We start from the raw sequence: 14263 nt of genomic DNA on the forward strand, positions 1-14263 counted from the left end.
TACTCTTGAAGTCAATGTTTCTATTATATCAGAAATCAGAGAAAATATCTTTACCTAGACTGGTTGCGTCTAGAAAGTAACTCTATTATCAGCTAACGACAACGCCTCATATCTAGACAAGAAAATGAGCTTGGAAATCTTTTCCAAACTCATTTAAATCAATTGCAATTTACTAGAACAAGCCTAGAACTGTTCCATCGCTTTCAACATCCATATTAAGAGCAGCTGGACGTTTTGGAAGGCCTGGCATGGTCATGACATCACCTGTTAAGGCAACGATGAAGCCTGCACCTAATTTTGGTACCAATTCACGGATGGTAATTTCAAAGTTTTCTGGTGCTCCAAGTGCATTTGGATTATCAGAGAAACTATATTGCGTTTTAGCCATACAAATTGGCAATTTGTCCCAACCATTCTGAACGATTTGGGCAATTTGCGTTTGAGCTTTCTTCTCAAAGTTCACTTTGCTACCACGGTAGATTTCAGTAACAATCTTTTCAATCTTTTCTTGAACAGAAAGATCGTTGTCATAAAGACGAGTATAGTTGGCTGGATTTTCAGAGATTGTCTTGACAAGTGTTTCAGCAAGTGCTACACCACCTTCTGCCCCATCAGCCCAGACACTTGCTAGTTCAACTGGCACATCAATAGAATCACAAAGTTCTTTCAAGGCTGCAATTTCAGCTTCTGTATCAGTGACAAATTCGTTAATCGCAACAACTGCTGGAATACCAAACTTACGAATATTTTCAACGTGACGTTTCAAGTTAGCAAAACCTGCACGAACTGCTTCTACATTTTCCTCTGTAAGAGCGTCCTTAGCTACACCACCATTCATCTTAAGGGCACGGAGGGTTGCGACGATGACAACAGCATCTGGAGATGTTGGCAAGTTTGGTGTCTTGATATCAAGGAATTTCTCAGCACCAAGGTCTGCCCCAAAACCAGCTTCAGTAACTGTGTAGTCCGCTAAATGAAGGGCTGTGGTCGTTGCTAAAACAGAGTTACAGCCATGAGCAATATTGGCAAATGGACCACCGTGTACAAAAGCAGGTGTTCCGTAAATTGTCTGAACCAGATTTGGTTTGATAGCATCCTTCAAAATCAATGCTAAAGCCCCCTCAACCTGCAAATCACCAACAGAAACTGGCGTACGATCGTAACGATAGCCGATAACGATATTCGCCAAACGACGTTTCAAGTCTTCAATATCAGTCGCCAAGCAAAGAATGGCCATGATTTCTGAAGCAACGGTAATATCGAAACCATCCTCGCGTGGAATACCACTTAGAGGGCCACCAAGTCCAACGGTCACATGGCGAAGGGCGCGGTCATTCAAGTCTACCACACGTTTCCAAAGGATTCGACGTTGGTCAATTCCTAGTTCATTCCCTTGGTGCAAGTGATTGTCAATCAAGGCTGAAAGAGCATTGTTGGCTGTTGTAATGGCATGCATATCCCCCGTAAAGTGGAGGTTGATGTCCTCCATTGGCAACACTTGGGCATAACCACCACCGGCTGCACCGCCCTTAATTCCCATTACTGGGCCAAGAGATGGTTCGCGGATGGCAATCATAGTTTTCTTGCCAATCTTGTTCAAGGCGTCTGCCAGACCAATGGTAATAGTTGATTTTCCTTCACCTGCTGGTGTTGGATTGATGGCAGTAACCAAGATCAATTTACCAACTGGATTGCTCTCGACTGCACGAATTTTATCAAAGCTGAGTTTAGCCTTATACTTCCCATACAATTCCAAATCGTCGTAAGAAATACCCAGTTTCTCAACAACATCAACGATCGGCTTCAACTCAATACTCTGCGCGATTTCAATATCTGTTTTCATTCAAAACTCCTCTAACCTCTAATGTGATAATTCATTATATCACAAAACAAGATTTTTAACATCCATAAACTCTCTAAACGTTCGTAAATATCCTGAATGTCAAGATTTTTAGAGCCCTTTGAAAAATTTTATATGGCTTTATAGTTATAAACTATAGTGTAGCTTTGTTTTAGCAAAATTTTATCGCTTTCATTTTACTTACTGTTTATTTTTGTGTACAATAGTCCTATGAAAATTTTAGTCACATCGGGCGGTACCAGTGAAGCTATTGATAGTGTCCGCTCTATTACTAACCATTCTACAGGACGCTTGGGGAAAATCATCACAGAAACCTTGCTTGCTGCAGGGCATGAAGTTTGTTTGATTACGACAAAACGGGTTCTGAAGCCAGAAGCTCATCCCAAGCTAAGCATTCGAGAAATTAATAATACCAACGACCTTCTAGTTGTGATGCAAGAACTTGTTAAGGAATATCAGGTCTTAATCCACTCAATGGCTGTGTCTGACTACACTCCTGTTTATATGACGGGACTTGAGGAAGTTCAGGCTAGCTCTAATTTAGAAGAATTTTTAAACAAGCAGAATCATCAGACTAAGATTTCTTCAACTGATGAGGTTCAGGTTTTATTCCTGAAAAAAACACCCAAAATCATCTCTCTGATCAAAGAATGGAATCCTGCCATTCATCTGATTGGGTTTAAATTGCTGGTTGATGTGTCTGAGGATTATCTCATTGAGATCGCACGAAAGAGTATTATCAAGAACCAAGCAGACTTGATCATTGCAAATGACCTGACTCAAATTTCAGCAAACCAGCATCAAGCAATCTTTGTTGAGAAAGAGCAACTCCAAACCGTTCAAACCAAAGAGGAAATAGCAAACCTCCTGCTTGAAAAAATTCAAGCATACGATTCATAGAAAGGAAAGCCATGGCAAATATTCTCATCGCAGTGACAGGTTCCATTGCCTCCTATAAATCAGCTGACCTAGTCAGTTCCTTGAAAAAACAAGGCCATCATGTCACTGTCTTAATGACTGAGGCAGCGAGACAGTTTATCCAACCGTTGACACTACAGGTCCTCTCTCAAAATCCTGTCCACCTTGATGTCATGAAGGAACCTGCTCCTGATCAAGTCAATCATATCGAACTAGGCAAAAGGACTGACCTTTTTATTGTTGTTCCTGCTACTGCTAATACCATTGCCAAACTAGCACACGGATTTGCTGACAACATGGTGACAAGCACAGCGCTTGCCCTGCCAAACCACGTCAAAAAGTTAGTCGCACCAGCCATGAATACAAAAATGTATGACCATCCGGCAACTCAGGCTAATCTAAAAATATTAGAGACCTATGGTTATCAGATCATCTCTCCAAAAGAATCTCTACTAGCCTGTGGCGATCACGGCAAAGGCGCCCTAGCTGACCTGAATACTATTTTAGAAAGAATAAAGGAAACTCTCGATGAACAAACGCTCTAACATTGCTCCAATTGCTATCTTTTTTGCAGTTATGCTCGTTATCCACTTTTTGAGTTCTCTCCTATTTAACCTTTTCCCATTTCCAATTAAACCAACTATCGTTCATATTCCAGTCATTATTGCTAGTATCATCTATGGCCCTCGAGTTGGAGTTACACTTGGTTTTCTTATGGGACTATTGAGCTTAACGGTAAACACGATTATCATCCTTCCAACCAGCTACCTCTTCTCACCATTCGTACCGAACGGAAACATCTATTCTGCTATTATCGCTATTGTCCCTCGCGTTTTGATTGGGCTGACACCTTACTTGGTTTATAAATTATTAAAAAACAGAACGGGTCTCATCTTTGCTGGTGCTCTCGGTTCCCTTACCAACACCGTCTTTGTTCTCGGTGGAATCTTCTTCCTTTTTGGAAATGTCTTCGACGGCAATATTCAAAAACTCCTGGCAACCGTTATTTCTACAAACTCAATTGCCGAGCTTGTCATTTCTTCCATTCTAACAGTAGCAATTGTCCCACGTCTCGAAACCTTGAAGAAATAAAAAATTAACTCCACTTTCATAATGAAAGTGGAGTTTTCATATTTTAAGCATGAGAATAATCAAAAAAATGTGAACACCGAGTCTCACTACATGATGTGAAAGAGGAGTTGGTTCTTGGTTTCTCTGACTATCCAAGTATATACTTACCGACAATAAAATCAAACCCAAAGCAATCATCATATTGACAAAATGAACAATTTCTAACATGATTCCTATAACTTCCATATAGTAAAATCCTACTAAGGGATTAAAGACAAGTGAAAGAGCCAAAACATCTGCTAATAGAGAGAGTATCGAAAGGACCAATAAACTATAAACTAGGAAACGAGTCCAACCTGAGACTACTTTCCCTTCTTTTTTCTGCTTTGACATCATCACGATTACCACGATTAGGTAAACAAAAAGTATCATCACAATTTCTCCTTAGTTCCTATTATTCTTTACCACATTTTAACCAAATTTTCCTGAAAAATCAATAATGCTTCTTGACTTGATTGGTGATTTATTGTACTATACTTGTGTATATACAGATAAATGGAGGTTCTTATGAATATACGGAAAAAACGCAGTTTATGACCATGACTGCCCTACTCACTGCAATAGCGATTTTGATTCCAATCATTATGCCTTTTAAAATCGTTATCCCACCGGCTTCTTACACCTTGGGAAGTCATATCCCCATCTTTATCGCCATGTTTCTTTCGCCTTTGATGGCTGCTTTTGTGATTATTGCTTCTAGTCTTGGTTTTCTGATGGCAGGCTATCCGCCTGTTATTGTACTCCGTGCCTTCTCTCACATTGTTTTTGGTACTTTGGGGGCTTTGTACTTAAAGAAATTCCCTGAAACCTTGGATAAACCAAAGGCATCTTGGATTTTTAACTTTGTTTTGGGTGTTGTTCATGCTATCGCTGAAGTAATAGCTTGTATCATCTTCTATGCTACTTCAGGGACAAATGTTGAAAATATGTTTTATGTTCTCTTTGTCCTAGTTGGTTTTGGCACAATCGTCCATAGTATGATAGACTATACATTAGCACTAGCTGTCTATAAAGTGCTTCGAAAACGTCGCTAAAAGGAAAAACTATGACAAAGGATCGCAAACAAGCTCTTCTCAAACTGTTAAAAGAGGCACCAAAAGCTCTCAATGGTCAAACCTTGGCTGAACACTTCCATGTTACGCGCCAAGTTATTGTACAGGACATCGCTATTCTCCGAGCAGATGGGGCTCCTATCCTATCCACCAATCGTGGTTATATCTACAAAGAAAATGATGCCACCACCTACGTCCACAAACTCTTTAAAATGAAACATGAACTGGAAGAAATCGGGCAGGAACTTCTAGCCATTGTAGATAATGGCGGACGCGTTCAAAATATCTTAATCGATCATCCCGTTTATGGCGAAATTGAAACCCACCTCAAACTCACCTGCCGCCGAGATGTCCAGCACTTTCTGGAACAAGTCGAGAATTCAGACTTTAGACCCCTTTCTGAATTGACAGGCGGCATTCATTACCACCTTGTTGAAGCTGAGACACAACAAGACCTCCACTATATCGAGGAGGCCTTGGATCAGTTAGGTTATTTGGTAAAAGACTAGAAAATTTCTTTCTCCCAGCCGTCCTCTGTACGGTGGCGATAGAAGAACTCAGACTTGTCAGGTGCTTCCATCATTTCCATTAAAGGCAACATATCATAGGCCAGATCCAAATTTGGAATCTGGTCTTTTTGCACCCAAGATACTTCTCCTTCTTCTGAGGATTGGAGATTTCCACTAAACTCTGTCGCCTTATAGCAAACGACAATGTAGCGTCCACCTGTATCTAAGGGCCAATTTTTAATACCGACCAGTTGGGGGTTCTGAATCGTTAGACCAGTTTCTTCGTATATTTCACGAATGACGGACTCGGCAAAGGCCTCGCCGTTCTCAACATGACCTCCTGGAAAGGCATAGCCAGACCAGCGATTGTTTTCAGGAGAGCGATATTGCATGACTACTCGCTTATTTTCTAGATCTTCGATTAGACAGATGTTGGTTAAAATAGTTGATTGGGCACGGGACATAGATTTGCTCGCTTTCTAAATTATTAAAACATATCTTCGTTGTATTTTACTTCTGACTTCATGATAAAGGGATTGATCAATTCATGATGTTCATAGGTACTGTGGACCACAAAACCTCTAACAATAATGATTTCCTTACCTTGTATGTGATAGTCTATGTTGATGGGAATGGCTGGATCCAACATAATTGACAAAGCAAAAAATGCTGAAAACCAAAGGTAAAGTGCAACCAATCCACTAAATAATTGAAAAATAAGGTGGTACCATTGAAAATCTCTTATTCTATAAAAGATTCTCCAGGGATGGATTAAGAAAGTCAAACAAAGAATGAAAAACCAACTATTCCACAAAACCGGCGTAAAGGATAGGCCAAAAACTAACAAGATCAAATGAAGAATCACAAAAGCTAGCAAAGCCAAATAGAGTGTTTTAAATGAAAATAACTTAGTTAGATTTTCTTTTGTCATGATTATTCCTCTTTTTGTCCTTATATTTCAAAATGACCATTAATATCGCTGGAATGATGAAAAAGATTAGATAGGTAGTAATTGGAAGCCAGATGTAGCGATAATCGATAGATAATAGGGAAGAAATTTTTTTAACATTCCCCCTTTCACCCCAACAATTAAGTGGAGGAGAAAAATAGGTCCGTTTATGAATAGAAAAGTTTTTAAAAATCCTTGTACTGAAGCCTTATTGCTAAAACCATCTCTAAAAATACCTTGATAGAGTGTGTGCACCAAAAAGACAAAATTCATAATAATTGGCAAGACATAGGACATTTCTTGATATGGTTTCGGGATAAGTGACGTCCCGAACAACACATACATGATACCAAAAATAGATAATAATATTATACCACCATCCATAAAAGAAGCAATCTTTGAATGTCTTTCCATCCACAATTGGACATGAGCAATCAAAGAATACTTTTTCTGGATTTTTCTCATTTGTCTGTTCTGTTGTTTGATCTTCTTTGGTTTCTTAATCTTTCGTTCCATTTGCGCCTCCTTCTTCTCTTTTCTATCTGTATAATCAAAAGCAGAATGCCCAGCCCCAAGAAAAAGAAAATGAGATAACTTACAATAGGGACCCAGACATAGGCTGGATCCATAGAAATTATGGGAGGGAAATTCGTTGACTTACGACGTCCTAGCCAATTCAGGCCTACCAAGAGATGAAAGGGAAAAAGAAGACCATTAAACCTAATAAATCCCCATGAAAAGTAACGCCATTTCTGAAGTTTATCACTACTAAAACGAAAGACAAGGAAATAGGTTGATAAGATCAGAAAGATAAGATTGAAGCTTAAGGGGGAAAGATAGTTTATGTTCGGTAATGGGTAACTAATGTAAGAGGCGGCAAGAAATGATACAAACATAGATCCAAATAATACACTCGTATCCATGAGTTGACCAATCCTTCTGTGCCTTTCCATCCAAAGAAAAATCCTCTTAGTCCAAGAAGACTTTTCTTTTGTCTTGTACTTCATTTGCCTACTCATATTCATTTTCATCTACTCCTTTTTTTGAACCTTTAGAGAGAAAGAAGATTACCAAAGTTAACATAAAGACTAGAAGGTAGACGACAATAGGAAACCAGATATAGGATGACTCCAGTGAAAACAAAGGTGACAGAACAACTCTTCCTCTTTTTCTCACACCAATCAGTTGAAAAATGAAGCTAAGGATATTGATATAAATAAAGGGTTCACAGAATTTTTTAAGGGTCCTCTCTTTTTCAGTTTTCACTGACAAAAAGAGAGCATAGAACCTATTACCCAAGATAAAAAGATTCAATTGCAAGGGAAATCAGAGCTCTCTGTACCGAAAATCAGCTGGAATGCTTTTGTTCTGTGATGTTGTAAATTCTATAACTAGGAACAAGATGATAAAAAAGATAATATCAAGCATAAATTTGACAAATCGATGCCCTTGTAACCAAAAACGTACTGAATCTAACCATGATGACTTCTTATACTTCGTCTCTTTCAATTTCATAATAACTTCTTTCCATTAAAAATATATTCTAAAACGTGATTGTTTGTTCATTGCGTAATCTGAAAACAAAATCGCAATTCTACCAGTATTTAACTCTCAGATTTTGATGATTTCTTACGTACCATTCTAATTTCAGTGATAAGTTTTCCAAGGTCAAGTATTTTTTCTTGCCCATCAAAAGTAAAACCCATTTTTTGATAGAAAGCAATGGCTCGCTTATTCTCTTTTAATACCCATAAAAATATTTCAGAGAACTGTTCAAGAGTCGTCAAAGCTTCCTTCATTAACTTCTGAGCAATACCTTTTCCATAATAGTCTTTTAAAACATATAAGGCAATGATCTCACCAGCCAGAATAGTCTCATCACGAAAGTTTCCATAACTGATAAAACCAACTACCTTCATGCCATCCATCGCGATCAATGTATTTTCTGGATACTTTTGACTAAAGAATCGACATCTTTCTAATGTCATCGTCTCCTGAAATTCTGCAGGTAAAAGATCATCATAAGCCTCTCTCCACATTTGCCAATGAACGAAGGATTTACCTTCTATCTCTTCAGGGCTTTCCATCTGTTTGATAGTAAGATACATTTATTTTTCTCCTTCACTACCCCAACGCCTTGACTTCCAACATCATATCACATATCTGAGATGCCAGTTCAAAATCAAGCACTTCGACGGCTTCTTGCATTTGTTAAAAATCAATATACTATTTCATAAACAATTAATTTTTGTCAGCCGAAAATATTTTTAGCAAAAACTCCCTTAGTTTATCATCCTCTATATAAACTATTTGACCATACACTGCCCTAGTCAATAAATATAATAAGCGTTTTTTACAAATTCATATACTCACCATTTATAAATTCTTTAAAACGTTCATAATTTTCTTTTTTTAACTTTTCACTATGCTCTTTAGTTCTCCTACCCACATCAATAGTCTGACCAATATAATACTTTCTTCCATCACTTTGAAAAGGAGATATATAGATATAAATCAAAGGAAAGTCAGATAGTGTTCTAAAATCTTCATGAGAAATCTCAGGAATAATTTTATCATTGAGTTTAGCTCTAACATATTTAAATTTGGGATTCTTTTTTGGATATTGCTCCCAGCATGGAAATTCATTATTTTCTGTAATCTTCATTCGTTTTCTCCTATCTAATCCAACGCCTTCACTTCCAACATCATATCACGAATCTGAGCTGCGAGTTCAAAGTCAAGCACTTCGACGGCTTCTTGCATTTGTTTTTCCAGTTTCTTGACGAGTTCCTTGCGCTCTTGTTTATTGAGGCTATTGATATCGACTTCCTTGTCCTCTTCTTTGGAAACTGCCTTGGTCACTGCAATCAAGTCACGAATTTCTTTCTTAATGGTTTGTGGAACGATACCATGCTCTTCATTATAAGCCATCTGGATTTTCCGACGACGGGCCGTTTCATCGATGGCACGTTGCATAGACTGAGTCATCGTGTCCGCATACATGATGACATGTCCTTCACTATTACGGGCAGCACGTCCAATGGTCTGGATGAGGCCACGTTCGTTACGGAGGAATCCTTCCTTGTCAGCATCTAGAATAGCAACCAAGCTTACCTCGGGAACGTCAATCCCTTCGCGGAGCAGGTTGATTCCGACCAAAACATCAAAAACACCCAAACGTAGGTCACGGATAATCTCCGTCCGCTCCAAGGTCTTAATGTCCGAGTGCATGTACTTAACCTTGATGCCCATTTCCTTGAAGTAGTCGGTTAAGTCTTCTGCCATTTTCTTGGTCAAGGTTGTAATAAAGGTTCGTTCATTCTTTTCAACACGGGCATTGATTTCACCTAGGAGGTCATCAATCTGTCCCATAGTTGGACGAACTTCCACCTCTGGGTCTAGAAGTCCTGTCGGACGAATGATTTGCTCAATCACTGTCTCGGTCTGTTCATTTTCATAGTCACCTGGTGTCGCTGAAACATAAACAATCTGGTGAACATGACTTTCAAACTCTTCCCGACGGAGAGGACGATTGTCCAAGGCAGAAGGCAAACGGAAACCATAATTGACCAACATTTCCTTACGTGAACGGTCTCCATTGTACATGCCCTTAATCTGCCCCATGGTCATGTGACTTTCATCAATCATGATTAAGAAATCATCTGGGAAGAAATCAAGAAGCGTATAAGGAGGCTCTCCTTCGCTACGACCATCCATGTGGCGTGAGTAGTTTTCAACACCGTTGGTATAGCCCATCTCACGTAACATCTCAATATCATACTCTGTTCGCTGTTTCAAACGCTGGGCCTCTAGCAGTTTGCCTTCCTTTTCAAAGACAGCTAACTGCTCCTCCAACTCTGCCTGAATCTTAGCAATCGCAACCTCCATGTGGTCATCATTGGTCACAAAGTGAGTGGCAGGGAAAATCGCCAAATGATCCACTTCTCCCAATACCTGACCTGTCAAAGCCTCAACTTCACGGATACGGTCAATCTCATCCCCGAAAAATTCTACTCGAAAAGCGTGTTCATCACGAGAAGCTGGGAAAATTTCCACCACATCCCCGCGAACGCGAAATCTTCCCCGTTGGAAATCAATATCATTGCGTTCAAATTGGATATCAACCAAGTCATTCAAAAGTTTATCACGAGAAATCTCAAGACCTGGACGAAGACTAACGACGCTATCAGAATATTCCTTGGGCGAACCCAAACCATAGATACAAGAGACTGAAGCCACGACAATGACATCATTTCGCTCCAGAAGGGCTGATGTCGCAGAGTGGCGGAGCTTGTCAATCTCATCATTGACCGAGCTATCCTTTTCAATATAGGTATCACTCGAAGGGACATAGGCCTCAGGTTGGTAATAATCATAGTAGGACACAAAGTACTCAACAGCATTTTCAGGGAAAAATTCCTTGAACTCCCCATAGAGCTGACCAGCTAGGGTTTTGTTATGGGCAATGACCAGAGTTGGTTTATTAACTTTGGAAATGACCTGACTCATGGTGTAGGTCTTCCCTGTACCCGTCGCCCCCATCAGAATCTGAGCCTTCTCTCCACCCTCGATATTGTCAACCAACTGCTCAATCGCTTGTGGTTGATCACCTGAAGGTTCATATTTTGATACTAGTTTAAATTTATTATCTGTAATTCTATTAATCATGATTGCCTCATCTGCATTTTTCTATCCTTCTATTTTACCATAAATTTACTTTTCAGACTCTTCTCTAAGTTGATAAGAGCGAGTAATTCATGTTACATTTCCTTACATAAAATCCATAAAATTTGCCTTTTCATTCATTTTCTGATATAATGGGAAAATATTCGGAAAAGGAGACTAAAAATGAAGAAAAAAATACTAGCATGTTTGCTCATTTTATTTCCCATTTTCTCACTAGGTATGGCAAAAGCTGATACTGTTAAGATTGTGTCTGATACAGCTTACGCACCTTTTGAGTTTAAAGATTCAGATCAAACCTATAAAGGGATTGATGTTGATATTATCAATAAAGTCGCAGAAATTAAAGGATGGAACATCCAAATGTCTTATCCTGGCTTTGATGCAGCTGTAAATGCAGTGCAGTCAGGTCAAGCAGATGCTATTATGGCAGGTATGACAAAAACAAAAGAACGTGAAAATGTCTTTACCATGTCTGATACTTATTATGATACAAAAGTTGTCATTGCTACCACAAAGACAAATAAAATCACGAAATATGAGGAACTTAGCGGCAAAACAGTTGGAGTTAAGAACGGAACTGCCGCTCAACGTTTCCTTGAAAGTATAAAAGATAAATACGGTTTCTCTATCAAAACCTTTGATACAGGTGATTTGATGAATAACAGTCTAAGTGCTGGTGCTGTAAATGCCATCATGGATGACAAACCTGTTATTGAGTATGCGATTAACCAAGGACAAGATCTCAGCATCAATATGGATGGTGAGGCTGTTGGAAGCTTTGCCTTTGGTGTCAAGAAAGGAAGCAAGTATGAACACTTGGTTACCGAGTTTAATGAAGCCCTAGCCCAAATGAAGAAGGATGGTAGCTTGGAGCAAATCATCCAAAAATGGACAGCTTCTACAACAACGGCAAGCCCAACGACAACTACTGCTGCTGGACAAAAAGCTACTCCAGTGAAAAGCAAGTACATTATTGCCAGTGACTCATCTTTCGCCCCATTCGTCTTTCAAAATTCAAGCAATCAATACACCGGTATTGATATGGACCTCATCAAGGCCATTGCCAAAGACCAAGGTTTTGAAATTGAAATTACCAACCCAGGATTTGACGCAGCCATTAGTGCTGTTCAAGCAGGACAAGCAGATGGTATCATAGCTGGTATGTCTGTAACAGATGCCCGTAAGGAAACCTTCGACTTCTCAGAATCATACTACACAGCAAATACGATTCTCGGTGTGAAAGAATCAAGCACCATTGCTTCTTATGAAGACCTCAAGGATAAAACTGTCGGTGTTAAAAACGGGACTGCTTCTCAAACCTTCCTTACTGAGAACCAAAGCAAATACGGTTATAAGATTAAAACCTTTGCAGATGGCGCATCAATGTATGACAGTCTGAATACTGGATCTATTGATGCCGTGATGGATGATGAGCCAGTTCTCAAATATTCTATCAGCCAAGGGCAAAAATTGAAAACACCAATCGCTGGAACTCCAATCGGTGAAACTGCCTTTGCGGTTAAAAAAGGAACAAACCCTGAATTGATTCAGATGTTCAATAACGGACTTGCAAACCTCAAAGCTAACGGTGAATTCCAAAAGATTCTTGACAAGTATCTAGCTAGCGAATCTTCAACTAACTCTACAAGTACGGTTGACGAAACAACTATCTGGGGCTTGCTTCAAAATAACTACAAACAACTCCTTAGCGGACTTGGAATCACTCTTGCTCTAGCTCTTATCTCATTTGCAATTGCCATTGTCATCGGGATTATCTTTGGTATGTTTAGCGTTAGTCCATACAAATCTCTTCGTCTGATCTCTGAGATTTTCGTTGATGTTATCCGTGGTATCCCATTGATGATTCTTGCAGCCTTCATCTTCTGGGGTATTCCAAACTTCATCGAGTCGATTACAGGCCAACAAAGTCCAATCAATGACTTTGTAGCTGGTACTATCGCCCTCTCACTCAATGCAGCTGCTTATATCGCTGAAATTGTTCGTGGTGGGATCCAAGCTGTTCCAGTTGGCCAAATGGAGGCCAGCCGCAGTCTTGGTATCTCTTACAGAAAAACCATGCGTAAGATTATCTTGCCACAAGCAACTAAATTGATGTTGCCAAACTTTGTCAACCAATTCGTTATCGCTCTCAAAGATACAACCATTGTATCTGCTATCGGTTTGGTGGAACTTTTCCAAACTGGTAAGATTATCATCGCCCGTAACTACCAAAGTTTCAAGATGTATGCAATCCTTGCTATCTTCTATCTTGTAATTATCACGCTTTTGACTAGACTAGCGAAACGCTTAGAAAAGAGGATTCGTTAATGGCAAAACTAAAAATTGATGTAAATGATTTGCATAAGTATTATGGAAAAAACGAAGTTTTAAAAGGCATTACGACTAAATTCTATGAAGGAGATGTTGTCTGTATCATCGGTCCTTCTGGTTCTGGTAAATCCACTTTCCTCCGTAGCCTTAACCTTCTTGAGGAGGTAACGAGTGGCCACATCACAGTGAATGGCTATGATTTGACTGAGAAATCAACCAATGTCGACCATGTTCGCGAAAACGTCGGAATGGTCTTCCAACACTTCAACCTCTTCCCACACATGTCCGTCCTGGAGAATATCACTTTTGCACCTATTGAACACAAACGGATGACCAAAGAAGAAGCTGAAAAATTGGGGATGGAGTTGCTGGAGAAAGTTGGTCTTGCAGACAAAGCTAATGCCAACCCAGATAGCCTTTCAGGTGGTCAGAAACAGCGTGTAGCTATCGCTCGTGGACTTGCCATGAATCCTGATATCATGCTCTTTGATGAGCCAACTTCCGCTCTGGACCCTGAGATGGTTGGAGATGTACTGAATGTTATGAAGGAATTGGCGGAACAGGGCATGACCATGATTATCGTAACCCATGAGATGGGATTTGCTCGTCAGGTGGCCAACCGTGTTATCTTTACAGCTGATGGTGAATTCCTGGAAGATGGAACTCCAGATCAAATCTTTGACAACCCACAACACCCTCGTCTAAAAGAATTCTTGGACAAGGTCTTAAATGTATAAAACGAAACTGTAAGGTTCTCCTTACAGTTTTTTAATTATGTGACTATTAGTCCGTCTCGCTCCGCAAGGTGCGAGACAAATAAACCACC

At 39.6% G+C, this 14263-nt stretch carries 15 protein-coding genes and 1 pseudogene; 7 read left to right on the top strand and 9 right to left on the bottom strand.

The window, feature by feature from the left end:
- Positions 1 to 172: 172 nt before the first annotated feature.
- Positions 173 to 1843, bottom strand: coding sequence for a formate--tetrahydrofolate ligase (locus Q4A91_RS02405; protein ID WP_303204433.1), 1671 nt, complete (start codon positions 1841 to 1843; stop codon positions 173 to 175).
- A gap of 228 nt (positions 1844 to 2071) precedes the next feature.
- Here Q4A91_RS02405 and coaB point away from each other — a divergent pair, with 228 nt between their 5' ends.
- From coaB to Q4A91_RS02420, 3 genes are read left to right on the top strand one after another with little or no spacing between them, the layout of a single operon-like run.
- On the top strand, positions 2072 to 2761 hold the full coding sequence (gene coaB, locus Q4A91_RS02410) for a phosphopantothenate--cysteine ligase (RefSeq protein WP_303204434.1): 690 nt from the start codon (positions 2072 to 2074) through the stop codon (positions 2759 to 2761).
- 11 nt (positions 2762 to 2772) lie between these two features.
- Positions 2773 to 3324 (top strand): phosphopantothenoylcysteine decarboxylase, encoded by a 552-nt coding sequence (gene coaC / locus Q4A91_RS02415; RefSeq protein ID WP_303204435.1) that lies wholly within the window; start codon positions 2773 to 2775, stop codon positions 3322 to 3324.
- The gene (locus tag Q4A91_RS02420) at positions 3308 to 3871 is read left to right on the top strand and encodes an ECF transporter S component (protein WP_303204436.1); all 564 of its coding nucleotides are present in this window, start codon (positions 3308 to 3310) and stop codon (positions 3869 to 3871) included. The genes coaC and Q4A91_RS02420 overlap by 17 nt, the downstream gene beginning before the upstream one ends.
- A gap of 36 nt (positions 3872 to 3907) precedes the next feature.
- Here Q4A91_RS02420 and Q4A91_RS02425 read toward each other — a convergent pair whose 3' ends face one another.
- Entirely contained in the window at positions 3908 to 4282 is a 375-nt protein-coding gene (locus tag Q4A91_RS02425; RefSeq protein WP_303204437.1) for a hypothetical protein, read from the bottom strand.
- Between the two features lie 161 nt (positions 4283 to 4443).
- Between Q4A91_RS02425 and Q4A91_RS02430 the strand changes: the two genes are divergently transcribed.
- Positions 4444 to 4944 carry a hypothetical protein gene (locus tag Q4A91_RS02430; protein ID WP_303204438.1) on the top strand — a complete coding sequence of 167 codons (501 nt, stop codon included), beginning with the start codon at positions 4444 to 4446 and terminating at the stop codon, positions 4942 to 4944.
- An 11-nt stretch (positions 4945 to 4955) separates the two neighbouring features.
- Positions 4956 to 5471 carry a transcription repressor NadR gene (locus tag Q4A91_RS02435; RefSeq protein ID WP_303204439.1) on the top strand — a complete coding sequence of 172 codons (516 nt, stop codon included), beginning with the start codon at positions 4956 to 4958 and terminating at the stop codon, positions 5469 to 5471.
- Here the strand turns inward: Q4A91_RS02435 and Q4A91_RS02440 are convergent.
- The 7 genes and pseudogenes from Q4A91_RS02440 to uvrB all read right to left on the bottom strand — a co-directional run bounded on the left by Q4A91_RS02440 (position 5468) and on the right by uvrB (position 11088).
- Positions 5468 to 5935, bottom strand: a complete 468-nt coding sequence (locus Q4A91_RS02440) for an 8-oxo-dGTP diphosphatase (protein ID WP_303204440.1) — start codon at positions 5933 to 5935, stop codon at positions 5468 to 5470. The genes Q4A91_RS02435 and Q4A91_RS02440 overlap by 4 nt on opposite strands.
- 23 nt (positions 5936 to 5958) lie before the next feature.
- Positions 5959 to 6402 (bottom strand): hypothetical protein, encoded by a 444-nt coding sequence (locus Q4A91_RS02445; protein ID WP_303204441.1) that lies wholly within the window; start codon positions 6400 to 6402, stop codon positions 5959 to 5961.
- 66 nt (positions 6403 to 6468) lie between these two features.
- Entirely contained in the window at positions 6469 to 6936 is a 468-nt protein-coding gene (locus Q4A91_RS02450; protein ID WP_303204442.1) for a hypothetical protein, read from the bottom strand.
- A 1088-nt stretch (positions 6937 to 8024) separates the two neighbouring features.
- The gene (locus Q4A91_RS02455) at positions 8025 to 8528 is read right to left on the bottom strand and encodes a GNAT family N-acetyltransferase (protein WP_303204443.1); all 504 of its coding nucleotides are present in this window, start codon (positions 8526 to 8528) and stop codon (positions 8025 to 8027) included.
- 16 nt (positions 8529 to 8544) lie between these two features.
- Positions 8545 to 8631: pseudogene (locus tag Q4A91_RS02460) on the bottom strand (UvrB/UvrC motif-containing protein); the annotation flags it as partial.
- 142 nt (positions 8632 to 8773) lie between these two features.
- Positions 8774 to 9085, bottom strand: a complete 312-nt coding sequence (locus Q4A91_RS02465) for a GIY-YIG nuclease family protein (RefSeq protein ID WP_303204444.1) — start codon at positions 9083 to 9085, stop codon at positions 8774 to 8776.
- A 14-nt stretch (positions 9086 to 9099) separates the two neighbouring features.
- Positions 9100 to 11088, bottom strand: a complete 1989-nt coding sequence (gene uvrB / locus Q4A91_RS02470) for an excinuclease ABC subunit UvrB (RefSeq protein ID WP_303204445.1) — start codon at positions 11086 to 11088, stop codon at positions 9100 to 9102.
- A gap of 180 nt (positions 11089 to 11268) precedes the next feature.
- Here uvrB and Q4A91_RS02475 point away from each other — a divergent pair, with 180 nt between their 5' ends.
- Together Q4A91_RS02475 and Q4A91_RS02480 are read left to right on the top strand one after the other, a co-directional pair.
- Positions 11269 to 13434 carry an ABC transporter substrate-binding protein/permease gene (locus Q4A91_RS02475; protein WP_303204446.1) on the top strand — a complete coding sequence of 722 codons (2166 nt, stop codon included), beginning with the start codon at positions 11269 to 11271 and terminating at the stop codon, positions 13432 to 13434.
- The gene (locus Q4A91_RS02480; RefSeq protein WP_001096337.1) at positions 13434 to 14174 is read left to right on the top strand and encodes an amino acid ABC transporter ATP-binding protein; all 741 of its coding nucleotides are present in this window, start codon (positions 13434 to 13436) and stop codon (positions 14172 to 14174) included. Before Q4A91_RS02475 ends, Q4A91_RS02480 begins: the two co-directional genes overlap by 1 nt.
- Positions 14175 to 14263 lie beyond the last annotated feature (89 nt).

The sequence above is a fragment of the Streptococcus sp. genome (assembly GCF_030528045.1).
GTDB lineage: Bacteria > Bacillota > Bacilli > Lactobacillales > Streptococcaceae > Streptococcus.